At 61.9% G+C, this 22,352-nt stretch carries 20 protein-coding genes; 13 read left to right on the top strand and 7 right to left on the bottom strand.

What is annotated here, in order from left to right; translation table 11 throughout:
- Positions 1–11 precede the first annotated feature (11 nt).
- Positions 12–494, top strand: coding sequence for a cupredoxin domain-containing protein (locus ACL9RJ_RS17755; protein ID WP_370590937.1), 483 nt, complete (start codon positions 12–14; stop codon positions 492–494).
- A gap of 81 nt (positions 495–575) precedes the next feature.
- On the top strand, positions 576–1,406 hold the full coding sequence (gene queF / locus ACL9RJ_RS17760; RefSeq protein WP_177086581.1) for an NADPH-dependent 7-cyano-7-deazaguanine reductase QueF: 831 nt from the start codon (positions 576–578) through the stop codon (positions 1,404–1,406).
- A 204-nt stretch (positions 1,407–1,610) separates the two neighbouring features.
- Here queF and acnB read toward each other — a convergent pair whose 3' ends face one another.
- Positions 1,611–4,211: a bifunctional aconitate hydratase 2/2-methylisocitrate dehydratase gene (gene acnB, locus ACL9RJ_RS17765; protein ID WP_017129572.1), complete on the bottom strand. Its 2,601-nt coding sequence runs from the start codon at positions 4,209–4,211 to the stop codon at positions 1,611–1,613.
- A gap of 404 nt (positions 4,212–4,615) precedes the next feature.
- Between acnB and ACL9RJ_RS17770 the strand changes: the two genes are divergently transcribed.
- Entirely contained in the window at positions 4,616–5,086 is a 471-nt protein-coding gene (locus ACL9RJ_RS17770) for a DUF1289 domain-containing protein (protein ID WP_017129571.1), read from the top strand.
- A 30-nt stretch (positions 5,087–5,116) separates the two neighbouring features.
- Here ACL9RJ_RS17770 and ACL9RJ_RS17775 read toward each other — a convergent pair whose 3' ends face one another.
- On the bottom strand, positions 5,117–5,977 hold the full coding sequence (locus ACL9RJ_RS17775) for a universal stress protein (protein WP_017129570.1): 861 nt from the start codon (positions 5,975–5,977) through the stop codon (positions 5,117–5,119).
- A 239-nt stretch (positions 5,978–6,216) separates the two neighbouring features.
- Between ACL9RJ_RS17775 and ACL9RJ_RS17780 the strand changes: the two genes are divergently transcribed.
- Positions 6,217–6,831 carry a tRNA-(ms[2]io[6]A)-hydroxylase gene (locus ACL9RJ_RS17780; RefSeq protein ID WP_017129569.1) on the top strand — a complete coding sequence of 205 codons (615 nt, stop codon included), beginning with the start codon at positions 6,217–6,219 and terminating at the stop codon, positions 6,829–6,831.
- Here the strand turns inward: ACL9RJ_RS17780 and ACL9RJ_RS17785 are convergent.
- On the bottom strand, positions 6,828–7,232 hold the full coding sequence (locus ACL9RJ_RS17785) for a type II toxin-antitoxin system HicB family antitoxin (protein WP_017129568.1): 405 nt from the start codon (positions 7,230–7,232) through the stop codon (positions 6,828–6,830). The two genes, ACL9RJ_RS17780 and ACL9RJ_RS17785, sit on opposite strands and share 4 nt — an antisense overlap.
- A 23-nt stretch (positions 7,233–7,255) precedes the next feature.
- Complete coding sequence (locus tag ACL9RJ_RS17790) at positions 7,256–7,438, bottom strand: type II toxin-antitoxin system HicA family toxin (RefSeq protein WP_017129567.1); 183 nt, start codon at positions 7,436–7,438, stop codon at positions 7,256–7,258.
- Positions 7,439–7,744: 306 nt separating this feature from the next.
- Here ACL9RJ_RS17790 and ACL9RJ_RS17795 point away from each other — a divergent pair, with 306 nt between their 5' ends.
- The 4 genes from ACL9RJ_RS17795 (at position 7,745) to ACL9RJ_RS17810 (ending at position 12,497) form a co-directional block, all read left to right on the top strand.
- Positions 7,745–8,227: a MarR family winged helix-turn-helix transcriptional regulator gene (locus ACL9RJ_RS17795; protein ID WP_017129566.1), complete on the top strand. Its 483-nt coding sequence runs from the start codon at positions 7,745–7,747 to the stop codon at positions 8,225–8,227.
- Complete coding sequence (locus tag ACL9RJ_RS17800) at positions 8,217–9,686, top strand: efflux transporter outer membrane subunit (RefSeq protein WP_103032663.1); 1,470 nt, start codon at positions 8,217–8,219, stop codon at positions 9,684–9,686. The genes ACL9RJ_RS17795 and ACL9RJ_RS17800 overlap by 11 nt, the downstream gene beginning before the upstream one ends.
- 15 nt (positions 9,687–9,701) lie before the next feature.
- The gene (locus ACL9RJ_RS17805; RefSeq protein WP_212809928.1) at positions 9,702–10,904 is read left to right on the top strand and encodes an HlyD family efflux transporter periplasmic adaptor subunit; all 1,203 of its coding nucleotides are present in this window, start codon (positions 9,702–9,704) and stop codon (positions 10,902–10,904) included.
- Positions 10,905–10,967: 63 nt separating this feature from the next.
- Positions 10,968–12,497 carry a DHA2 family efflux MFS transporter permease subunit gene (locus ACL9RJ_RS17810; protein ID WP_017129563.1) on the top strand — a complete coding sequence of 510 codons (1,530 nt, stop codon included), beginning with the start codon at positions 10,968–10,970 and terminating at the stop codon, positions 12,495–12,497.
- 13 nt (positions 12,498–12,510) lie between these two features.
- Here ACL9RJ_RS17810 and lpxH read toward each other — a convergent pair whose 3' ends face one another.
- Together lpxH and ACL9RJ_RS17820 are read right to left on the bottom strand one after the other, a co-directional pair.
- Positions 12,511–13,257: a UDP-2,3-diacylglucosamine diphosphatase gene (gene lpxH / locus ACL9RJ_RS17815; RefSeq protein WP_017129562.1), complete on the bottom strand. Its 747-nt coding sequence runs from the start codon at positions 13,255–13,257 to the stop codon at positions 12,511–12,513.
- Positions 13,254–13,757 (bottom strand): peptidylprolyl isomerase, encoded by a 504-nt coding sequence (locus ACL9RJ_RS17820; RefSeq protein ID WP_017129561.1) that lies wholly within the window; start codon positions 13,755–13,757, stop codon positions 13,254–13,256. The genes lpxH and ACL9RJ_RS17820 overlap by 4 nt, the downstream gene beginning before the upstream one ends.
- Before the next feature lie 244 nt (positions 13,758–14,001).
- On the opposite strand from ACL9RJ_RS17820, the gene ACL9RJ_RS17825 reads away from it, so the two are divergent.
- Together ACL9RJ_RS17825 and cysS are read left to right on the top strand one after the other, a co-directional pair.
- Positions 14,002–15,699 carry a glutamine--tRNA ligase/YqeY domain fusion protein gene (locus tag ACL9RJ_RS17825; RefSeq protein WP_017129560.1) on the top strand — a complete coding sequence of 566 codons (1,698 nt, stop codon included), beginning with the start codon at positions 14,002–14,004 and terminating at the stop codon, positions 15,697–15,699.
- A gap of 18 nt (positions 15,700–15,717) precedes the next feature.
- The gene (cysS, locus tag ACL9RJ_RS17830) at positions 15,718–17,100 is read left to right on the top strand and encodes a cysteine--tRNA ligase (protein ID WP_017129559.1); all 1,383 of its coding nucleotides are present in this window, start codon (positions 15,718–15,720) and stop codon (positions 17,098–17,100) included.
- A gap of 60 nt (positions 17,101–17,160) precedes the next feature.
- Here the strand turns inward: cysS and ACL9RJ_RS17835 are convergent, their stop codons facing one another.
- Positions 17,161–18,999 (bottom strand): sigma-54-dependent Fis family transcriptional regulator, encoded by a 1,839-nt coding sequence (locus ACL9RJ_RS17835; protein WP_422765512.1) that lies wholly within the window; start codon positions 18,997–18,999, stop codon positions 17,161–17,163.
- Positions 19,000–19,293: 294 nt separating this feature from the next.
- On the opposite strand from ACL9RJ_RS17835, the gene ACL9RJ_RS17840 reads away from it, so the two are divergent.
- From ACL9RJ_RS17840 to ACL9RJ_RS17850, 3 genes are read left to right on the top strand one after another with little or no spacing between them, the layout of a single operon-like run.
- Complete coding sequence (locus ACL9RJ_RS17840; RefSeq protein WP_042937131.1) at positions 19,294–20,388, top strand: ABC transporter ATP-binding protein; 1,095 nt, start codon at positions 19,294–19,296, stop codon at positions 20,386–20,388.
- Positions 20,388–21,485, top strand: a complete 1,098-nt coding sequence (locus ACL9RJ_RS17845; RefSeq protein WP_017129557.1) for an ABC transporter ATP-binding protein — start codon at positions 20,388–20,390, stop codon at positions 21,483–21,485. The genes ACL9RJ_RS17840 and ACL9RJ_RS17845 overlap by 1 nt, the downstream gene beginning before the upstream one ends.
- Positions 21,482–22,348, top strand: a complete 867-nt coding sequence (locus ACL9RJ_RS17850; protein WP_017129556.1) for a carbohydrate ABC transporter permease — start codon at positions 21,482–21,484, stop codon at positions 22,346–22,348. The genes ACL9RJ_RS17845 and ACL9RJ_RS17850 overlap by 4 nt, the downstream gene beginning before the upstream one ends.
- The last annotated feature ends 4 nt before the right edge of the window (positions 22,349–22,352 follow it).

Consider the following 22,352-nt stretch of genomic DNA (forward strand, 5'->3'; position numbering starts at 1 on the left):
CCGGCCTGCTGATGCTGAGTCTGCCGGCCTGGGCCTCGCCGGCCCACTATGACTTCGGCCAGCCCGCACCCGCCGCGAAGGCCACCCGCACTATCGAAGTGACCATGACCGATATCGCCTTCAGCGCCAAGGAGCTGGAGGTCAAGGCCGGTGAGACCGTGCGTTTCGTGTTGATCAACAAAGGCCGATTGCTGCATGAGTTCAACCTTGGCGAAGCCTCGATGCATGCCGCGCACCAGCAGGAAATGCTCAAGATGCAGCAGAGCGGCATGTTGACGCCGACCGGCATGCAGATGGCCGGGATGGATCATTCCGCCATGGCGGGCATGGATCACGGGATGAAACATGACGATCCCAATAGTGTGCTGGTGGAGCCGGGCAAGACCGCCGAACTGACCTGGACCTTCAGCAAGGCCGATAACCTGCAGTTTGCCTGCAATATTCCCGGTCATTACCAGGCGGGCATGGTCGGCCAGCTGAAAGTCGACCGCTGAGTCAAGCGGGTTGCATCCCCACGCTGAAAGCCGGACGTAAACCCGATAGACTTGTCGGGTTCATTCTTTCAGGTTTCCGTTATGCATCCCGCAGCCGAACACTCGCCGCTGGGCAAGTCCAGTGAGTACATCGCTACCTACACCCCGTCCTTGCTGTTCCCGATCCCGCGCGCGGCGAAATGGGCCGAACTGGGCCTGAGCGCCGATACCTTGCCTTATCGGGGCGTGGATTTCTGGAACTGCTTCGAGCTGTCCTGGCTGCTGCCGTCGGGCAAACCGGTGGTGGCGATCGGCGAGTTCTGCATTCCCGCGGATTCGCCGAATATCATCGAATCCAAGTCCTTCAAGCTGTACCTCAACTCCTTGAACCAGACGCCATTCACCGATACCGCGAGCCTGGAGGCGGTGTTGCGTGCCGATCTGTCGGCTGCCGCCGGGAAGCCGGTGGGCGTGCGGGTCCGCTCCCTGGGCGACGTGCAGGCCGAGGGCGTGGTGGCCTTGCCGGGCGTATGCATCGACGACCTGGATATCAGTGTCAGCGACTATGCCCATCCGCGTCCCGAGCTGCTACGTTGCGATGAGTCGCGGGTGATCGAGGAGAGCGTGCACAGCCATCTGCTCAAGTCCAATTGCCCGGTCACCAGCCAGCCGGACTGGGGTAGCGTTGTCGTCGAGTATCGTGGCGCGGCGCTGGATCACGCGAGCCTGCTGGCGTACCTGGTGAGCTTCCGCCAGCACTCGGATTTCCATGAGCAGTGCGTGGAGCGGATCTTCCTCGACCTGCAGCGTCTGCTGAAGCCGGAGAAACTGACGGTGTATGCGCGTTATGTACGGCGGGGCGGGCTGGATATCAATCCGTACCGCAGCACCGAGGCGGTCGAGTTCCAGAACCTGCGGTTGGTTCGGCAGTAAGGCTGAACGCTGACCTTGTGGGAGCTGGCTTGCCGGCGATGGCGATCGAAAGGACGATGCAAAACTCCAGGGCCTCATCGCCGGCAAGCCGGCTCCCACAGTTTCATAGCGTTTTCAAGGCCATGTTTCCCTGGGTAAAAATCAGATTTGCGCAGGCATGAAAAAGCCCCGACGAGTCGGGGCTTTTTCTATTGCGGGTGTCGCTTAGGCTTGAACAACCGGGATCTTGGCGTTCGCCGCGGCTTCACGGAACTCGGCGATCTGGTCGAAGCTGAGGTAGCGGTAGACATCGGCAGCCATGCTGTCGATCTTGCCCGCGTACTCCATGTATTCCTCGACGGTCGGCAGGCGACCCAGGATCGATGCTACGGACGCCAGCTCGGCCGAAGCCAGGTAGACGTTCGCGCCGTCGCCCAGACGGTTCGGGAAGTTACGGGTCGACGTCGACACCACGGTGGAGTTCGGTTCTACCCGTGCCTGGTTACCCATGCACAGCGAGCAGCCCGGCATTTCCATGCGCGCGCCAGCCTTGCCGTAGATGCCGTAGTAGCCTTCCTCGGTCAGCTGGTGAGCGTCCATCTTGGTCGGCGGCGACAGCCACAGGCGAGTTGGCAACTGGCCCTTGACCTGATCCAGCAACTTGCCGGCAGCGCGGAAGTGGCCGATGTTGGTCATGCAGGAACCGATGAACACTTCGTCGATCTTCTCACCGGCAACGCTGGACAGCAGGCGGGCATCGTCCGGGTCGTTCGGCGCGCAGAGCACAGGCTCCTTGACGTCGGCCAGGTCGATTTCGATGATTTCGGCGTACTCGGCGTCCTTGTCGGCTTCCAGCAGCTCAGGGTTGGCGACCCAGGCTTCCATCGCCTGTGCACGACGCTCCAGGGTGCGGGCATCGCCGTAACCTTCGCCGATCATCCAGCGCAGCAGGGTGATGTTCGACTTCAGGTACTCGGCGATCGACTCTTTGGACAGCTTGATGGTGCAACCGGCGGCGGAACGTTCGGCCGAGGCGTCGGACAGTTCGAAAGCCTGTTCGACGGTCAGGGTTTCCAGGCCTTCGATTTCCAGGATGCGGCCGGAGAAGGCGTTCTTCTTGCCTTTCTTCTCGACGGTCAGCAGGCCTTTCTGGATGGCGTAGTAAGGGATGGCATGGACCAGGTCACGCAGGGTGACGCCAGGTTGCAGCTTGCCCTTGAAACGCACCAGGATCGATTCCGGCATGTCCAGCGGCATGACGCCGGTGGCGGCGGCGAAAGCCACCAGGCCGGAACCGGCCGGGAACGAGATACCGATCGGGAAACGGGTGTGGGAGTCACCACCGGTGCCGACGGTGTCCGGCAGCAGCATGCGGTTCAGCCAGCTGTGGATGATGCCGTCGCCCGGACGCAGGGAAACACCGCCACGGGTCATGATGAAGTCGGGCAGGGTGTGGTGGGTGGTGACGTCGATCGGCTTCGGATAGGCCGCGGTGTGGCAGAACGACTGCATCACCAGGTCGGTGGAGAAGCCCAGGCAAGCCAGGTCCTTCAGCTCGTCACGGGTCATCGGGCCAGTGGTGTCCTGGGAACCGACGGTGGTCATCTTCGGCTCGCAGTAGGTGCCAGGACGAACGCCTGTCACGCCGCAGGCCTTGCCGACCATTTTCTGCGCCAGGGTGTAGCCCTTGGTGCTTTCAGCCGGGGCTTCCGGCAGCTTGAACAGGGTCGAAGGTGGCAGGCCCAGTTCGGCACGCGCCTTCTCGGTCAGGCCACGGCCGATGATCAGCGGGATACGACCGCCGGCACGGACTTCGTCGAGCAGTACCGGGGTCTTCATTTCGAAGGTGGCCAGGACTTCATCGCTGTTGTGCTTGGTGACCTTGCCAGCATGCGGGTACAGGTCGATCACGTCGCCCATGTTCATGTTGGTGACGTCGAATTCGATTGGCAGTGCGCCGGCATCTTCCATGGTGTTGTAGAAGATCGGGGCGATCTTGCTGCCGAAGCAGAAGCCGCCTGCGCGCTTGTTCGGCACGTAGGGAACGTCGTCGCCGAAGAACCACAGCACCGAGTTGGTCGCCGATTTACGCGACGAACCGGTACCGACCACGTCACCGACGTAGGCGATCGGGAAGCCGTCGTTGCGCATCTGCTCGATCTGTTTCATCGGGCCGATGGCGCCTTGCTGGTCCGGGACGATACCGTCACGGGCCATTTTCAGCATGGCCAGGGCGTGCAGCGGGATGTCAGGACGCGACCAGGCGTCTGGAGCCGGCGACAGGTCGTCGGTGTTGGTTTCGCCGGTGACCTTGAATACGCGCAGGCTGATCTTGTCGGCCAGGGTCGGGCGGTTCTTGAACCACTCGCCGTCGGCCCAGGACTGGATCACGGCCTTGGCGTGGGTGTTGCCGTTACGGGCTTTTTCCGCGACGTCGTGGAAAGCATCGAACATCAACAGGGTGTGCTTGAGTTGTGCCGCGGCAACCGGTGCCAGCTCGGCGTCGTCCAGCAGGTCGACCAGGGTCACGATGTTGTAGCCGCCCTGCATGGTGCCGAGCAGTTCAACAGCGCGTTTCTTGTCGATCAGGGGGGAGCTGACTTCGCCCTTGGCCAGGGCGGAGAGGAAACCGGCCTTGACGTAGGCGGCCTCGTCCACTCCAGGCGGAACGCGGTTGGTGATCAAGTCAACGAGGAAAGCTTCTTCGCCAGCCGGGGGATTCTTCAGCAGCTCGACCAGGCCTGCGGTTTGTTCGGCGTTAAGCGGCTGGGGCACGATACCCAGGGCTGCGCGCTCTTCGATATGTTTGCGGTAGGCTTCAAGCACAGTTATTACCCTCATCAGTGGTCCCAAATGGGTGTCCGGGACGCTCATCCAGAAATGCACGGCACTCATGCGCTGCGGGGCTTTTTGAGCCGCTTAGCCAGAGTTTCCACGATTTCCAACAGAAGCTGTTTTCAAAGTTTTACGCCTTCGGAACGGGAGCGGATGAGGGTCGGCGCGAGGATTTCCGGGCGGAAATTCTCACGCCAACGCCGTTCTTCAGGATCAACTGTGCTCGTGACGCTTTGAAAACAGCTTCCAACGGACATTGGCGCCTAAAAAGGCAGGCCGATTCTACGGCATATTCCAGAGAAAGGTAAGTTAAGCCCTACAGGTTCGGGGGTGACCCCTCTTAGACAAAGGGCTAACATGCGGACCTGTTTTGCTTTTCCGCGTGCTCCCTGCCCATGCCCAATCAGACCATCAAGACTCCCTGCGTCGGCCTCTGCTCCACTGTTTACGGTGATCTGGTGTGTCGCGGCTGCAAGCGCTTCCACCATGAAGTGATCCACTGGAATGGTTACAACGAGGAGGAGAAACGCGCGGTCTGGTTGCGCCTGGAGCAATTGCTGGTGCAGGTGATGGTGGCCAAGCTGGAGGTGTTCGATCCGGTCAGGCTGCGCGAGCAACTGGAGACCCGCAAGATTCGCTTCGTGCCGCACCAGTCGGAATATTGCTGGGCCTATCAACTGATTGCCCGCGGCGCGCGGGTGATCAGCCAGCTGGACGCCTATGGCATGGTGCTGCTGCCGGAGTTCCGCGACTGGAACCTGCCGGAACTGCGCGATGCCATTGATCGGGAGTTTTTCCTGTTGTCCGAAGCGCACTACCAGCGTTATATCGCGCCGGGGTTTCTCAAGGACGCGTTCGGCGCCTGAGAAACCTGTAGTGGGCCTCCGGCGCCGACCTCAACCTCTGGCCAGTTCCTCCAGGTGATCGGTGATTTCCTGGGTCTTGAGCACCAGGACGTCGCTTTCCAGTGAGTCCAGGACCACTTCGGCGGTATTGCCGATCAGGGCTCCCGAGATACCGGTGCGGGCCACTGTTCCGATAACCGTGACCGCCGCGCCGAGCTTGTGGGCCATGTGCGGGATCAGCACGTCCGCGGGGCCTTCGGCGACATGCAGGTGTTCGTCGTCGATATCGAATTCCGCCTGGAAGGCGCGGCATTGCTCGCGATAGCGGGCTTCGATGGTTTCCTTGAGCTGATACACCGGGTCGGCGGCCGAGAGCATGGGCGAAGGATGGGCGGTGATCACATGCAGCCGGCCCTTGGCGAGGCTGGCGATGTCATAGCCATGGTCAATGATGTTGGCGTGCAGGTGCCGATGCTCTTCGTCCGAGTTGCCGACATCCACGGCGGCCAGGATCACCCCGCCGGCCCATGGCGCTTCGGTCTTGACCATCAGTACGGCGCAGGGGCAGAAGCGCAGCAGTTTCCAGTCCGAGGGTGTCAGCAGGGCTTTTTTCAGCGGGCTGTCGGGCCGATGTTGCTTGATCACCAGTCCGCAGCCTTCAGCCTGTTGCACGCCGATGATGGTGTCGTGCAGGGTTTTTTCCCAGGCCTGTTCCGCGGTGGCACTGTAGCCGTCGTCATGCAACTGGCTCTTGAGCAGCGAGAGCAGGGCGCTGTGATCGTGCTTGGGGTCGCACATCAGCAGGTGCAGGTGCGCATCGGTGACCTTGGCGATCAGTTTGGCGCGATTGAGCGCCAGGCTGTGGGCGTGTTCAGGGTCGAGTATCACCAGAATGCTGCGGATGGCTTGCATGGTCGGGTCTCTCCGGAGGGTCTGAAGGCGGCATATACACAACTATAGTTGGGCTGCGCCGACTCTGGACTTGATGCATATCAAGGGAGATGGCTGGTGGTCCGGCCCGGGACCCGTATAATCGGCGACCCTGAGTTGCCTGATTCCCTTCTGTCCTGCGAGCCCGTGTCTGTGAGCCCCATGTTGCCGATTCTTTCGTTGTTCGACCCTGCGTGCCCCGTACTGGCGGGAGCCTTCCTGTGAATCTGCCGGAAATCCATGAATTCCTCGGCTGCCGGACGCCGGACGGTTGGGTGCGAGCGGCGCTGGCCGACCAGGAAACGCTGCTGATCGACCACAAGAACTGTGAGTTCAAGGCGGCGAGCACGGCCCTGAGCCTGATTGCCAAGTACCACTCCCATGTCGACCTGATCAACCTGATGTCACGGCTGGCCCGGGAAGAGCTGGTGCATCACGAGCAGGTCATGCGCCTGATGAAGCGTCGCAAGATCGAACTGCGGCAACTGTCCGCCGGCCGTTACGCCTCGGGACTGCGCAAGGTAGTGCGCAGCCACGAGCCGGTGAAGCTGGTGGATACCCTGGTGGTCGGCGCCTTTATCGAAGCGCGCAGTTGCGAGCGTTTCGAAGCCCTGGTGCCGCATCTTGACGAAGAACTGGGCAAGTTCTACTTCGGCTTGCTCAAGAGCGAAGCGCGGCATTTCCAGGGCTATCTGAAACTGGCCTATCAATACGGCGATGCCGACGATATAGGCCGGGTCATCGAAAAAGTGCGGGCGGTCGAACAGGAACTGATCGAGTCGCCGGATATCGAGTTCAGGTTCCACAGCGGTGTGCCCGCCACGGCTATCGCTTAGGCACGAACCAGTTTTTCCAGCGCCGCATCGGCCAGGAACGACGATCGGCTCTTGATCTGGTGATCGCGTACATAACGGTCGATGCGCTGGATCACGAAACCGGGAAGGGTGACGTTGACCTTCTCGGTCTTGCCCAGATAGGGCGATATATCCAGCTCCAGCATGCCCCAGCCCATGTCGGCGAAGTCGGGGTTCTTCCGGTGCGAAAGCGACGAGGAGGGCATGGGGATCGGTTGTCCGTCCGACGCGATTTCCTCGAGCATTATATGGGCGACCTCGATGGCGGCATTATAAGCCTCCTCGAAGGTGTCGCCGGCAGTCACGGCGCCGGGAATATCCGGAACCTGGATGCCAATGGCGGTGTGTTCATCACCCCATTCAATGGCGATGGGATATTGCATGAGCTCCTCCTTCGTAACTGGGTTCATAGCAGGCCCGCCCGTTTTCTGATGCTTCTGATAGTTCCGAGTGGCAGATCCTTCTTGGGATGTGGCACGGGAATCGAATGAGGGTTGGTGCTGTGAACGAACACATGATGACTACCCTTGATTCGTTGCAGCATCCAGCCGGCGGCCTCCAGTTCGGCGATCAAATCCCTGCTCTTCACCTATGACTCCTTTTTCGGGTATGTCAGGGAAGCCTAGCTGTTGCTCTATCAGACATCGGTTTTAAAGGTGTGTCTAGAGTTATCTTTTTGAGGGGCGTGCCGTTCGTCACGTAGTGGCTGAGACGATCCCGAAACCCTGCCGTTCAGCCCATTTTCTTCTAAGCCCATCCCTCTTATGCCTGAACGTCCCCGGGGCAGGCCTTTTATCGGCTTAATACAAAGCTTGCTAACAATTGCTTTGACATTCGCTGCCTAAGCAGTAATATCTACACAACTCTCTGCCTAGGCAGCTTTCCTGGTGATCCTATGAAGCATTTCTTGCCGGACGACTTCCACAATTGCCATCTCGGCCTGCTCCTGGGGCGTGCTGCCCTGCTCAAGGACCGGATCATCGACACCCATATGGTGCCGTATGGCATCACTGCCGCGCAGTTCAAGGTGCTGATCATCATGGCCCAGTTCGGCGTCGACTCCCCGGCCGAGCTGTGTCGCCACCTGTCCCTGGACAGCGGCTCGATGACGCGAATGCTCGATCGTCTCGAACAGAAGGAATTGCTGGCCCGCCAACGTTCCGAGGGCGATCGCCGCCAGGTCCGGCTGGTGCTGACGGCGCAAGGACAGGGCCTGGCAGACCGGCTGCCGGAGATCGGTGCCGATGCGATGAACGAGCTGGCGGGGGCGATTACCCGGGACGAATTGCAAACCCTGGAAAGTATTCTCAAGAAGATTTTGCTGGCGGCCGGTGACTCGATCATCGAGCTGCGGCTGGGTGGTAAAAATGAACAGTAAAACCCTGCGTGGCGGTTTGAGCCTGGTGTTCCTGGCAATGGCCCTGGCGGGCTGTGCCAGTTACCAGGGCCTGACGACTTCGGGCGTGAGCCTCGAGGCGAAAAACCTCAGGGCCGAGCAATCCCTCAAGGGCATTACCTTGTCGCCGGCGGCCTGGCCGACCAGCGACTGGTGGAAAAGCCTTGGCGATCCACAGCTCGACGGACTGATCCGCGAAGCCCTGCGCGACAGCCCGGACATGCAGATCGCCAGTGCCCGGACCCATCAGGCGACCGCTGCGGCCTATGCCGCCGACGCCGCGCGCATGCCAACCCTGGATGCCAGCGCCGGTGTCAGCCGTTCGCGGCTGGCACGGGACCAGGACCCGAGCGGGCAGGGTGGCACCTACGACACCGTGCGCAAGGTGGGCCTCGACTTCAACTACACCTTCGATCTCTGGGGTGGTCAGCGTGACGCCTGGGAAGCCGCGCTCGGCCAGGCCCGGGCCGCCGAAGTCGACCAGCAGGCGGCACGCCTGACCCTGGCCGGGGATGTCGCCCGGGCCTACAGCAACCTGGGCGAGGCGCATATCGTCTATGACCTGGCCAACGACGATCTCAAGCGCACCCGGCAGTTGCTCGAACTCGGCCAGCGTCGCCTGAGCGCCGGGATCGACAGTCATTACCAGTACCAGCAAACCGAAAGCCTGGCTGCCAGTTCCGAGGAACAGGTGATCGATGCCAGCAGGAAACTGCAGAGTGCCAAGGTTGCCCTGGCGGTGCTGCTGGGCAAGGGCCCGGATCGTGGCAATGAAATCGCCCGACCGAAGATCCTCCAGCCCGGCGCGGTCGCCCTGCCGTCGACCTTGCCGGCGGAACTGCTGGGCCGGCGTCCCGACCTGGTGGCGGCGCGCTGGCGTGTCGAAGCCGCGAGCAAGGACATTGCCGCCGGCAAGACCCGCTTCTACCCGAACCTCAACCTGAGCGCCGCGGCCGGCACCGAATCCCTGCTGGGCGATGCGCTGTTCGGCTCGGCCAGTCGTTTCTTCAGTATCGCGCCGACGGTTTCGCTGCCGATCTTCGACGGTGGCCGCCTGCGCGCCGGGCTCGATGCCAAGGACGCCGATTACGACCTGGCGGTGGCGCAGTACAACAAGAGCCTGGTCAAGGCACTCGGTGATGTCAGCGACACCATCGGGCAGTTGCGGGCCATGGGCCAGCAGGTCGTCGCCCAGCAACACGCGGCCGACATCGCCCAGGAGTCCTACAACACCGTGGTCCAGCGCTATGGCGCGGGCATCGGCAACTACCTGGATGTGCTCACCATCGAGCAGACCCTGTTGCAGTCCCAGCGCCAGCTGGCGGACCTGAATGCCCAGCAGATCGATCTTTCCATCCAACTGATGCAGGCCCTGGGCGGCGGCTTCCACGCCGAGAACATCGCCTCGAACACACCAGACCCGGCCGCACAGCCCCATTAATTCAAGGTACTTGCCATGGCTAGCCCTGCCGAAACAAACGCTGTTGAAAACGCCCCGGATACCGGCAACTCCGGTAAACGCAAGATCATGCTCTCGGTGCTCGCCCTGGTGGTGATCGTCGGTGGCCTGGCCGTCTGGGGCTGGCACGAATTCTACGGTCGCTGGAGCGAAAGCACCGACGATGCCTACGTCAACGGCAACGTGGTGGAAATCACTCCGCTGGTCACCGGTACGGTGGTGAGCATCGGCGCCGACGACGGTGACCTGGTCCACGCGGGCCAGGTGCTGCTGAACTTCGACCCGAGCGATGCCCAGGTCGGCCTGCAGAGCGCCGAGGCCAACCTGGCCAAGACCGTGCGCCAGGTCCGTGGCCTGTATAGCAACGTCGATGGCATGAAGGCCCAGGTCGTCGCGCAGCAGGCCGCGGTGCAGAAAGCCCAGGACAACTTCACCCGCCGCAAGAACCTCGCCGCCGGCGGGGCGATCTCCCAGGAAGAGCTGTCCCACGCCCGGGATGACCTGACCTCGGCACTGAGCGCCCTGAGCAATGCCCAGCAGCAGCTCAACACCATCAATGCGCTGGTGGACGACACGGTGGTGTCCAATCACCCCGATGTCAAAGCCGCTGCAGCCCAACTGCGCCAGGCCTATCTGGCGAATGCCCGGACCACCCTGATCGCGCCGGTGACCGGTTATGTCGCCAAGCGTACCGTGCAGCTCGGTCAGCGTGTGCAGCCGGGAACCGCGCTGATGGCGGTGATCCCGCTGGACCAGCTGTGGATCGATGCCAACTTCAAGGAAACCCAGTTGCAGCAGATGCGTATCGGCCAGCCGGTGGACATCGAGGCCGACCTGTATGGCAGCGACGTGAAATACAGCGGCACCATCGACAGCCTTGGTGCGGGGACTGGCAGTGCCTTCGCCCTGTTGCCGGCGCAGAACGCCACCGGTAACTGGATCAAGATCGTTCAGCGGGTGCCGGTGCGGATTCATATCAACGCCGAGGAGCTGGCCAAGCACCCGCTGCGGGTCGGGCTGTCGACCCAGGTCGAAGTCAACCTGCATGACCAGAGCGGTCCGGTGCTGGCCCAGCAACCGCCGCAAAAGGCCTCGTTCACGACCAATGTCTATCAGCAGCAACTGGCTGACGCCGATGCGGTGATTACCCGGCTGATCCATGAAAACAGCGCAGCGACGACCAAAACCGCGCAACGCTGAGTCGCCAATCCCCGGCTGCGACCCCGGTGGTCGCAGCACCTGCCTCGTTCCAAAGGATTCGCGATGAGCTCGAACGCGTCTTTTACTCCGCCCAGCCTTTTGCTCAGCACCATCGGCCTGTCGCTGGCGACCTTCATGCAGGTGCTCGATACCACCATCGCCAACGTTGCCCTGCCGACCATTTCCGGCAACCTGGGGGTGAGTTCGGAGCAGGGCACCTGGGTCATCACCTCCTTTGCCGTGAGCAACGCCATTGCCCTGCCGCTGACCGGCTGGCTGAGCCGGCGCTTCGGTGAGGTGAAACTGTTTATCTGGGCCACGCTGCTGTTCGTGCTGGCTTCGTTCCTCTGTGGCATTTCCACGTCGATGCCCGAACTGGTGGGCTTCCGGGTCGTCCAGGGCCTCGTGGCCGGGCCGTTGTACCCGATGACCCAGACGCTGCTGATTGCCGTCTATCCGCCGGCGAGGCGCGGCATGGCCCTGGCGCTGCTGGCGATGGTCACGGTGGTCGCGCCGATTGCCGGGCCGATTCTCGGTGGCTGGATCACCGACAGTTACAGCTGGCCATGGATCTTCTTCATCAACGTGCCGATCGGCATCTTCGCCACTATGATCGTGCGCCAGCAGCTCAAGGCGCGGCCGGTGGTGACCAGTCGCCAGCCGATGGACTATGTCGGCCTGCTGACCCTGATCATTGGCGTCGGTGCGCTGCAGGTGATCCTCGACAAAGGTAACGACCTGGACTGGTTCGAGTCGAACTTCATCATTGTCGGCGCGGTGATCTCGGTGATCGCCCTGGCGGCCTTCGTGATCTGGGAAATGACCGACAAGCACCCGGTGGTCAACCTGCGCCTGTTCGCCTACCGCAACTTCCGTATCGGCACCATCGTGCTGATCCTCGGCTATGCCGGGTTCTTCGGCATCAATCTGATCTTGCCCCAGTGGCTGCAGACCCAGATGGGCTACACCGCGACCTGGGCCGGGTTGGCGGTAGCGCCGATCGGTATCCTGCCGGTGCTGATGTCACCCTTTGTCGGCAAGTATGCCAACAAGGTCGACCTGCGCCTGCTGGCGGGATTCGCCTTCCTGGCGATCGGCCTGAGCTGCTTCATGCGGGCCGGGTTCACCAATGAGGTGGATTTCGAGCATGTGGCCCTGGTGCAACTGTTCATGGGGATCGGCGTGGCGCTGTTCTTCATGCCGACCCTGAGCATCCTGATGTCGGACCTGCCGCCGCACCAGATTGCCGACGGCGCCGGCCTGGCCACGTTCCTGCGGACCCTCGGGGGCAGCTTCGCGGCATCGCTGACCACCTGGATCTGGATTCGCCGGGCGGACCAGCACCATGCCTACCTGAGTGAAAGCATGACCCCGTTCGATCCGGCGACCCGCAACGCCCTGGAAAATCTCGGTGGAGCGGGCAGCCAGGCCTATGGCCGGCTGGACCAGATTCTCACCAGCCAGGCGTACATGCTCTCGACCGTGGATTACTTCACGCTGCTGGGTTGGGGGTTCATGGGGCTGATGCTGCTGGTGTGGCTGGCCAAGCCGCCGTTCGCGGCCAAGGCCGGGCCCGCGGCGGCGGGGCATTGATGTAGCGGGGGGATCAGTGAGCGGGGAGGGCCGGCGGTGGAGCGAAATCGAAGGGCGCCAGCTGGAATCCCTGCTCATCCACCTGCAAGGCCCAACCCTGGCGATCCCAGTCCCCCAGCACGATGCGTTTCGCCGCTTGCGTGCCGAGTTGCAGCTTGTGGATGGCCGGACGGTGGGTATGGCCATGGATCAGGGTATGCACGCCATGCTGCTGCATGATCCGTGGGATTTCCTCGGGGGTCACGTCAACGATGTCGTTGGCTTTCATGCGGGTCTGGGCACGGCTCTCGCTGCGCAGCTTGCGCGCCAGCCGGTGGCGGGTGCGCAGCGGCAGGTGGCGCAGGATAAACAGCGTGACCGGATTGCGCAGGTAGCGCCGCAGGCGCATGTAGGCTTCATCGCGGGTACACAGGCTGTCGCCGTGCATCAGCAGCACCGGCTCGCCATTCATCTGCACCACGCTCGGGTCCTTGAGCAGGGTGGCGCCGGCGGCCTTGCAGAAGGCCGTGCCGAGCAGGAAATCGCGGTTGCCGTGCATCAGGAAAATCGGGGTGCCGCCATCGCTGACCTCGCGCAGCGCGGCGCAGATCGAACGTTGGAACGGGGTCATGGCATCGTCGCCGATCCAGGCTTCGAAGAAGTCGCCGAGGATGTACAACGCTTGTGCCGAACGGGCGCGCCCGGCGAGGAAATCCAGAAACGCCCGGGTGATGTCCGGGCGCTCCTCTTCCAGATGCAAATCTGAAATCAGCAGTATCACTCAACGATCTCGGCTTTCTCGATGATCACGTCTTCTGCTGGAACGTCCTGGTGGCCGGCCTTCATGGTGGTGGCAACGGCCTTGATCTTGTCGACCACTTCGGTGCCGGCAACCACTTTGCCGAAGACCGCGTAGCCCCAGCCCTGGACGGTCTTGGCGCTGTGGTTGAGGAAGCTGTTGTCAGCCACGTTGATGAAGAACTGGGCGGAAGCCGAATGCGGCTCCATGGTGCGTGCCATGGCCACGGTGTACTTCTCGTTCGGCAGGCCGTTATCAGCTTCGTTCTGGATGCTTGGGCGCTTGTCTTTCTTTTCCTTCATGCCTGGCTCGAAACCGCCACCCTGGATCATGAAGTTGCCGATGACGCGGTGGAACACGGTGTTCTCGTAGTGGCCGGCCTTGACGTATTCAATGAAGTTGGCAACGGTCAGCGGGGCTTTCTCGGCGTTCAGTTCGAGAACGATCTCGCCGTGGTTGGTGGTCAGTTTGACTTGGGTCATGGTAGCTATCGCTCTATTCAGGGAATTCGTGGAACTGTGGCCGAACCCGATAACGGTTCACGCCACAACCTGGCCGGGGAGTTTAACGTGCTCGTCGGGCATTTCGAGGGGTTTTTATCCCGACGGTATTAAAAGCAGCCGTTTTCCGGGTGGCCCTGTCAGGGGCTTGACAGGTTCGGCTATGATAGGGGCTTTGATTGACTCGGCCTATCCGGGCCACGCACTTGTCACGTCCAAGGATCTTATGAGCAAGCCCACTGTCGACCCTACTTCGAACGCCAAGACCGGCCCGGCTGTCCCGGTCAACTTCCTGCGCCCGATCATTCAGGCCGACCTGGATTCGGGCAAGCACACCCAGATCGTCACCCGTTTTCCGCCGGAGCCCAACGGCTACCTGCACATCGGTCACGCCAAGTCGATCTGCGTGAACTTCGGCCTGGCCCAGGAATTCGGTGGCGTCACGCACCTGCGTTTCGACGACACCAACCCGGCCAAGGAAGATCAGGAATACATCGACGCCATCGAAAGCGACGTCAAGTGGCTGGGTTTCCAGTGGGCCGGCGAAGTGCGTTACGCCTCGCAGTATTTCGACCAGTTGCATGACTGGGCGGTCGAGTTGATCAAGGCCGGCAAGGCCTATGTCGACGACCTGACCCCCGAGCAGGCCAGGGAATACCGTGGCAGCCTGACCGAGCCGGGCAAGAACAGCCCGTTCCGCGATCGGTCGGTGGAAGAGAACCTCGACTGGTTCGCCCGCATGAAAGCCGGCGAATTCAAGGACGGCGAGCGCGTGCTGCGGGCCAAGATCGACATGGCCTCGCCGAACATGAACCTGCGCGACCCGATCCTCTATCGCATTCGTCATGCCCACCACCACCAGACCGGTGACAAGTGGTGCATCTACCCGATCTACGACTTCACCCACGGTCAGTCGGATGCCATCGAAGGCATTACCCACTCCATCTGCACCCTGGAGTTCGAAAGCCATCGTCCGCTCTACGAGTGGTTCCTCGACAACCTGTCGGTGCCGTGCAAGCCGCGCCAGTACGAGTTCTCGCGGCTGAACCTGAACTACACCATCACCAGCAAGCGCAAGCTCAAGCAACTGGTGGACGAGAAGCACGTCAACGGCTGGGACGACCCGCGCATGTCGACGCTCTCGGGTTTCCGCCGTCGCGGCTACACGCCGAAATCCATCCGCAATTTCTGCGAGATGGTCGGTACCAACCGTTCCGACGGCGTGGTGGACTTCGGCATGCTGGAGTTCAGCATCCGTGACGACCTCGATCACAGCGCCCCGCGTGCCATGTGCGTGCTGCGCCCGTTGAAAGTGGTCATCACCAACTACCCGGAAGGCCAGGTCGAGAACCTCGAACTGCCGTGCCATCCGAAAGAAGACATGGGCGTGCGCCAGTTGCCATTCGCCCGTGAGATCTATATCGACCGTGACGACTTCATGGAAGAGCCGCCGAAGGGCTACAAGCGCCTGGAGCCGACCGGTGAAGTGCGCCTGCGCGGCAGCTATGTGATCCGTGCCGACGAGGCGATCAAGGATGCCGAGGGCAATATCGTCGAGCTGCGTTGCTCCTACGATCCGCAAACCCTGGGCAAGAACCCCGAGGGCCGCAAGGTCAAGGGCGTGATCCACTGGGTGCCGGCAGCGGCCAGCGTCGAGTGTGAAGTGCGCCTGTACGATCGTCTGTTCCGATCGCCGAATCCGGAGAAGGCCGAAGACAGCGCAAGTTTCCTGGACAACATCAACCCTGACTCCCTGCAGGTCCTTACGGGTTGTCGTGCCGAACCTTCGTTGGGCAACGCACAACCGGAAGACCGTTTCCAGTTCGAGCGCGAAGGCTACTTCTGCGCGGATATCAAGGACTCGAAACCGGGCGCCCCGGTATTCAACCGTACGGTGACCCTGCGCGACTCCTGGGGTCAGTGATCAGTTAAGGAACGTTTTGTGCTAACCATCTACAACACGCTCACCAAGAGCAAAGAAGTCTTCAAGCCGCTGGATGGCAACAAGGTCCGCATGTATGTGTGCGGGATGACCGTGTACGACTACTGCCACCTGGGCCACGGCCGCAGCATGGTCGCTTTCGACCTGGTGACCCGCTGGCTGCGTTTCAGCGGCTATGACCTGACCTATGTGCGCAACATCACCGACATCGACGACAAGATCATCAATCGGGCCAACGAGAACGGCGAAGCGTTCGAAGCGCTGACCGAACGCATGATCGCCGCGATGCACGAGGATGAGGCGCGCCTGAACATCCTCAAGCCGGACATGGAGCCGCGGGCCACCGATCACATCCCGGGCATGCACGCCATGATCCAGACCCTGATCGACAAGGGCTACGCCTACGCACCGGGCAACGGTGACGTGTACTACCGCGTCGGCAAGTTCATGGGCTACGGCAAGCTGTCGCGCAAGAAGATCGAAGACCTGCGCATCGGTGCGCGGATCGAGGTCGACGAGTCGAAACAGGATCCGCTGGACTTCGTCCTGTGGAAAGCCGCCAAGCCGGGTGAGCCGAGCTGGGAGTCGCCGTGGGGCGCCGGGCGTCCGGGCTGGCACATCGAATGCTCGGTGATGTCCACCTGCTGCCTGGGCGAGACCTTCGACATTCATGGCGGCGGCAGCGACCTCGAATTCCCGCACCATGAAAACGAAATCGCCCAGAGCGAGGCGGCCACCGGCAAGACCTACGCCAATGCCTGGATGCACTGCGGCATGATCCGCATCAATGGCGAGAAGATGTCCAAGTCCTTGAACAACTTCTTCACCATTCGCGATGTGCTGGACAAGTACCATCCGGAAGTCGTGCGTTACCTGCTGGTGTCGAGTCACTACCGCAGCGCGATCAACTATTCGGAAGACAACCTCAAGGACGCCAAGGGCGCCCTGGAGCGTTTCTACCACGCGTTGAAAGGCCTGCCGAACGTGCCGGCAGCCGGCGGCGAAGCCTTTGTCGAGCGTTTCACCCAGGTGATGAACGACGACTTCGGCACGCCGGAAGCCTGTGCGGTGCTGTTCGAGATGGTGCGCGAGATCAACCGCCTGCGCGAGAGCGATCTCAATGCGGCGGCCGGTCTGGCGGCGCGCCTGAAGGAGCTGGCCAGCGTGCTCGGTGTCCTGCAACTGGAAGCCGATGACTTCCTGCAGGCAGGCGCGGCAGGGCGGGTCGACGCGGCTGAAGTCGAAGCGCTGATCCAGGCACGCCTGGCGGCGCGGGCCAACAAGGACTGGGCGGAATCCGACCGTATTCGCGACCAGATCACCGCCATGGGTGTGGTGCTGGAAGATGGCAAGGGCGGCACGACCTGGCGCGTTGCCGACTGAGTACACCTTGAATCGACAGAAGCCCGCCTTGTGCGGGCTTCTGTTTGTCGGGCAAGGCGATCATGGCAGGGCGCGCAGGCGCTTGTACAAGGTATTGCGACTGACCCCGAGCTGCCGCGCCAGGTGGGAAATATTCCCGCCGGAGGCTTTCAGTAACTGGTTCAGGTCCTCGACGTTGTCCAGAGCCTGCGGGTTTTGCAACGGGACAGATTCTCCACTGTCCAGGCCGAGGTCGACGAAAAAATCATCCGGCAGATGCTCGGCACGGATCGGCTGGTCCTCGGCCATCGCCAGTGCCACCTGGATCACGCTGTCGAGCTGGCGGATGTTGCCGGGCCAGGGATGGCGCTCAAACAGTTCCAGCACCTCCCGGCTCAGCCCGGCCCATTGCGGGCTTTCACGATGTCGTTCCCAGATGTGCTGGAACACCGCCTGCTTGTCGGTACGCTCGCGCAATGGCGGCAACTCCAGGGTCAGGCCGCCGATGCGGTAGTACAAGTCTTCGCGAAACAGGCCATTGGCGATGTGCTGGCGCAACGAACGGTTGGTTGCCGAAACCAGGCGGATATCCACCGGATAAGCCTCGCTGCTGCCCACCGGCTGTACGCAACGTTCCTGCAACACCCGCAGCAGGCGGGCCTGGGTCGGCAGCGGCATGTCACCGATTTCATCGAGAAACAGCGTGCCCTTGTCGGCCTTGCGGATCAGTCCGATATGGCCTTTCTGGTTGGCACCGGTAAAGGCGCCTTTCTCGTAGCCGAACAGCTCCGATTCCACCAGTTCCGCCGGAATGGCCGCGCAGTTCACCGCGATCAGCGGTTGTGCGGCCCGCGAGCCGGCCCGGTGCAGGGCCTTGACGAAAACTTCCTTGCCGACCCCTGTCTCGCCGTGGATCAGCAAGGCAATGCCTTTCTCCTGCAGGCGCTCGGCTTGTCGAATGGCTTTTTCCACCCGGTTGTCGCCCCAATGCAGGGCCTTGAGACCTGATCTGTCGGTCGGGGTGTCGGTTCGAGGCCTGGTTTCGGCAAATACCCGCGGCTTGATCGGTGTGTACTTCGGCCGCTTGAGCAGGCAATGAAAACGGTTGCGACCCGCGGCCTGCAGGGAAAACGGCAGGCCTTCCGGCTGATTGAGCAGTTCCAGCAAGGACACATTGAACAGGCTGTCGATGCCGACCCGCGACAGGCTGATGCCCAGCAGGTTGTCCGCGCGGCGATTGGCCGACAGCACCTGGCCGCTTTCATCGAAGATCAGCAGTCCGGCCCACTGGCTGTCGAGGTTGTTCAGCCCGGTGTTGAAGACCAGCTGGAAATGTTCGCCCTTGAACAGATTGAGGATCAGCCGGTTCTCCACCGTCTGGCTCATCATCTTGACCATGCCCAGGGTGTGGGAGGGCGGCAGGTAGCTGTCGCTGGACACATCCAGTACGGCGATAACCTGCCGGCTGGCGTCGAAGATCGGTGCCGCCGAGCCGGTCATGAAACGGTTGGCCTTGAGGAAATGTTCGTCGTGCTCGATATGCACCGCCTGCTCGCAGGCCAGGGCGGTGCCGATGGCGTTGGTGCCGGTGTAGTGCTCCTTCCAGCTGGCCCCGGGGCTGAAGCCGCGCAGCAACTGCGGCTCGATAAACCGTTGGGTGCCCCAGGATGTGAGGACCTGGCCCTGATTGTCGGCGAGCATGATCAGGCAGTTGGAGTTGCTGAGAATGTTCTCGTAGTACGGCAGCACTTCCTGGTGGGTGGTCTGCACCAGTGCCTGCTGGCTGTCCAGCAAGTGCGCGACCTCGTTGGTCGGCAACTGGTCGAACGCCGGCGCGGACTGGTGGCTCAGGCCGAAGCGGCGGCAGCGGCTCCAGGAGTCCTGGATGATGGTGTCGTGACTGAGAGGGGCAACGGCCATGGCAGTCGATCTCCGGGGTGCTTTATTGTTTTTGTTGTGGGCGGCCGCGATCGAGCCAAAAAGCATTCATCCAGTGTTGTTCACATTTGTTCATTGTCAACCGCCGGAGTGTTCATCTGTTCACAGATGGTTGTTCATTTCTGTTCACTGGCGAATCTGCCACACCCTCCGATTTCCACTGTCCGGCGCTCTGCCCCGAGGGGTTGCGCGCTGTTTTGCGTTTCTGGCACGGATGTCGCTCTGTCTCTCGGGCGATGTGTGGCATTTGATTTCAATAATAAAAAAGGTCGAGCCATGTCTTTAACGCTGGAACGCGTCAGCCGTGTGGTCGAGGGGCAGACCTGGATCAATGAGGCGAGCCTGAGTTTCGAACCCGGATCCTTCAATGTCCTGCTGGGGCGTACGCTCTCCGGCAAGACCAGTCTTATGCGCCTGATGGCCGGCCTGGACAAGCCCGACGGCGGGCGGGTGCTGATGAATGGCGTGGATGTCACCGGGCGTCCGGTGCGCTTGCGCAATGTGTCGATGGTCTACCAGCAGTTCATCAACTACCCGACCATGACGGTATTCGAGAACATTGCCTCGCCCCTGCGCCAGGCGCGGATACCGGAGGAGCAGATCCAGGCCAAGGTCCTGGAGACCGCGCGGATGCTGCGGATCGAGAAGTTCCTGCAGCGGCATCCCCTCGAGCTTTCCGGTGGTCAGCAGCAACGCACCGCCATGGCCCGGGCGCTGGTCAAGGATGCCGAGCTGATCCTGTTCGACGAGCCGCTGGTCAATCTCGACTACAAGCTGCGCGAAGAACTGCGCCAGGAAATGCGCGAGCTGTTCAAGGCGCGCCATACCATTGCGGTGTATGCCACCACCGAGCCCAACGAAGCCCTGGCCCTGGGCGGCACCACCACCATTGTCCACGAGGGGCGGGTGATCCAGAGCGGCAGCACGCCGGCGGTCTATCACCAGCCGCAGACGGTGCTGGCGGCCGAGCTGTTTTCCGAGCCGCCGATCAACCTGATGCCGGGGCGGATTCTCGGCAATGAGGTCAGTTTCGCCAACTTCGTGCACTTTCCGCTGAACGTCGACCTGCGCCCCATCGGCGAAGGCGAGTTCCGTTTCGGCGTACGGCCGAGCCATATCTGCCTGGTGCCGAGCAACGACGACGACCTGGAGCTGGCGGTGACCGTGGAGCTGGCGGAAATCAGCGGCTCGGAAACCTTTCTCCATGTGCGCAACGAGCATTTCCAACTGGTGCTGCATCTGCCCGGGGTGCATGCCTACGACGTCGATGCCTCGATCCGTATCTACATTCCGACCCATAAACTCTTTGTGTTCGACGGGCAGGGCCGCCTGGTCCAGGCCCCCGGTCGACGTGTCGCGAGGGTTGCCTGATGGCGCAGATTCATTTGCAGAACCTGGCCCACAGCTACAGCAAGAATCCGGCGGGGCCCGAGGATTACGCGATTCACGAGATGAACCATGTCTGGGAGCAGGGTGGTGCGTATGCGCTGCTCGGGCCGTCGGGGTGTGGCAAATCGACCTTGCTCAATATCATTTCCGGGCTGCTCAGCCCGTCGCAGGGACAGGTGCTGTTCGACACCACGGTGGTCAACGACCTGAGCCCGGAAAAACGCAATATTGCCCAGGTGTTCCAGTTCCCGGTGGTCTACGACACCATGACGGTGTTCGACAACCTGGCCTTTCCCCTGCGCAACCAGGGCATGGCCGAGTCGCGGGTGTTGAGCAAGGTCCAGGAAATCGCCGAGGTGCTCGACCTGCAGGCGCTGCTGCAACGCAAGGCCAGCAACCTCAGCGCCGATGAGAAGCAGAAGGTTTCGATGGGGCGCGGGCTGGTGCGCGATGACGTCTCGGCGATTCTCTTCGACGAACCGCTGACGGTGATCGACCCGCATCTGAAGTGGAAGCTGCGGCGCAAGCTCAAGCAGATCCATGAGCAATTCAATATCACCATGGTCTACGTGACCCACGATCAGTTGGAGGCCTCGACCTTTGCCGACAAGATCGCCGTGATGTATGGCGGCCAGATCGTCCAGTTCGGCACGCCGCGGGAGCTGTTCGAGCGGCCGAGCCACACCTTTGTCGGCTATTTCATCGGCAGTCCCGGGATGAACCTGATCGACGTGCAGCCCCGGCCCGGCGGCGTCGGCTTTGCCGATACCCACCTGGAACTCTCCGAAGCCTTGCAGCAGCGGATCGCCGCCGGTGGCTGGAGTCGCCTGCAGGTCGGTATTCGTCCGGAGTTCGTGCATGTCTGGGATGAAGCCTACGAAGAGGCGTTGTGTGCCGAAGTCCGGCATGTCGAGGATCTCGGGACCTACAAGATCATGACCCTGGACCTGGATGGCCAGGTGCTCAAGGTGCGCCTGCAGGAAGACAAGCCGGTGCCGCAGGGCCAGGCCTGGATCAGTTTCCCGGCGCAATGGCTGATGGTCTATGCCGATGATCGCCTGCTGGAGGCCAACCCATGAACAAGGTACAGAACAACAAGGCCTGGTGGCTGGTCCTGCCGGTTTTCCTGCTGGTGGCGTTCAGCGCGGTGGTGCCGATGATGACGGTGGTCAACTATTCGGTGCAGGACATCTTCGACCAGTCCAGCCGCTACTTCGTCGGCGCCGACTGGTATCGGCAGGTGCTGCAGGACCCGCGCCTGCATGATTCGCTGCTGCGCCAGTTCATCTATTCGGCCTGTGTCCTGGCGATCGAGATCCCGCTGGGAATCGCCATCGCCCTGACCATGCCGACCAAGGGGCGCTGGTCCTCGCTGGTGCTGATCGTGCTGGCGATCCCGCTGCTGATCCCGTGGAACGTGGTCGGGACCATCTGGCAGATCTTCGGTCGCGCGGATATAGGCCTGCTGGGCTGGACCCTCAATGCCCTGGGCCTGAGCTATAACTATGCGGCCAATACCATGGACGCCTGGGTCACGGTGCTGGTGATGGATGTCTGGCACTGGACCTCGCTGGTGGCGCTGCTGTGCTATTCGGGGCTACGGGCGATTCCGGACGTCTATTATCAGGCGGCGCGCATCGACCGGGCCTCGGCCTGGGCGGTGTTCCGGCATATCCAGTTGCCGAAGATGAAGAGCGTGCTGTTGATCGCGGTGATGCTGCGCTTCATGGACAGCTTCATGATCTACACCGAACCCTTCGTGCTGACCGGCGGCGGGCCGGGCAATGCCACCACCTTCCTCAGCCAGACCCTGACCCAGATGGCCATCGGGCAATTCGACCTGGGCCCGGCGGCGGCGTTTTCGCTGGTGTACTTCCTGATCATCCTGTTGGTGTCCTGGCTGTTCTATACCGCCATGACCCACGCCGATGCCAAGCGCTGAGGTC

The organism is Pseudomonas sp. Mn2068 (assembly GCF_049319725.1).
Taxonomy (GTDB): Bacteria; Pseudomonadota; Gammaproteobacteria; order Pseudomonadales; family Pseudomonadaceae; genus Aquipseudomonas; species Aquipseudomonas gingeri.

Coding starts and splice junctions, on each gene's coding strand:
- ACL9RJ_RS17755 (WP_370590937.1), top strand. CDS start 12: ATGCTGAGTCTGCCGGCCTGGGCCTCGCCGGCCCACTATGACTTCGGC.
- queF (WP_177086581.1), top strand. CDS start 576: ATGCATCCCGCAGCCGAACACTCGCCGCTGGGCAAGTCCAGTGAGTAC.
- ACL9RJ_RS17770 (WP_017129571.1), top strand. CDS start 4,616: ATGCCCAATCAGACCATCAAGACTCCCTGCGTCGGCCTCTGCTCCACT.
- ACL9RJ_RS17775 (WP_017129570.1), bottom strand. CDS start 5,977: ATGCAAGCCATCCGCAGCATTCTGGTGATACTCGACCCTGAACACGCC.
- ACL9RJ_RS17785 (WP_017129568.1), bottom strand. CDS start 7,232: ATGCAATATCCCATCGCCATTGAATGGGGTGATGAACACACCGCCATT.
- ACL9RJ_RS17795 (WP_017129566.1), top strand. CDS start 7,745: ATGAAGCATTTCTTGCCGGACGACTTCCACAATTGCCATCTCGGCCTG.
- ACL9RJ_RS17800 (WP_103032663.1), top strand. CDS start 8,217: ATGAACAGTAAAACCCTGCGTGGCGGTTTGAGCCTGGTGTTCCTGGCA.
- ACL9RJ_RS17805 (WP_212809928.1), top strand. CDS start 9,702: ATGGCTAGCCCTGCCGAAACAAACGCTGTTGAAAACGCCCCGGATACC.
- ACL9RJ_RS17810 (WP_017129563.1), top strand. CDS start 10,968: ATGAGCTCGAACGCGTCTTTTACTCCGCCCAGCCTTTTGCTCAGCACC.
- ACL9RJ_RS17820 (WP_017129561.1), bottom strand. CDS start 13,757: ATGACCCAAGTCAAACTGACCACCAACCACGGCGAGATCGTTCTCGAA.
- ACL9RJ_RS17825 (WP_017129560.1), top strand. CDS start 14,002: ATGAGCAAGCCCACTGTCGACCCTACTTCGAACGCCAAGACCGGCCCG.
- ACL9RJ_RS17835 (WP_422765512.1), bottom strand. CDS start 18,999: ATGGCCGTTGCCCCTCTCAGTCACGACACCATCATCCAGGACTCCTGG.
- ACL9RJ_RS17840 (WP_042937131.1), top strand. CDS start 19,294: ATGTCTTTAACGCTGGAACGCGTCAGCCGTGTGGTCGAGGGGCAGACC.
- ACL9RJ_RS17845 (WP_017129557.1), top strand. CDS start 20,388: ATGGCGCAGATTCATTTGCAGAACCTGGCCCACAGCTACAGCAAGAAT.
- ACL9RJ_RS17850 (WP_017129556.1), top strand. CDS start 21,482: ATGAACAAGGTACAGAACAACAAGGCCTGGTGGCTGGTCCTGCCGGTT.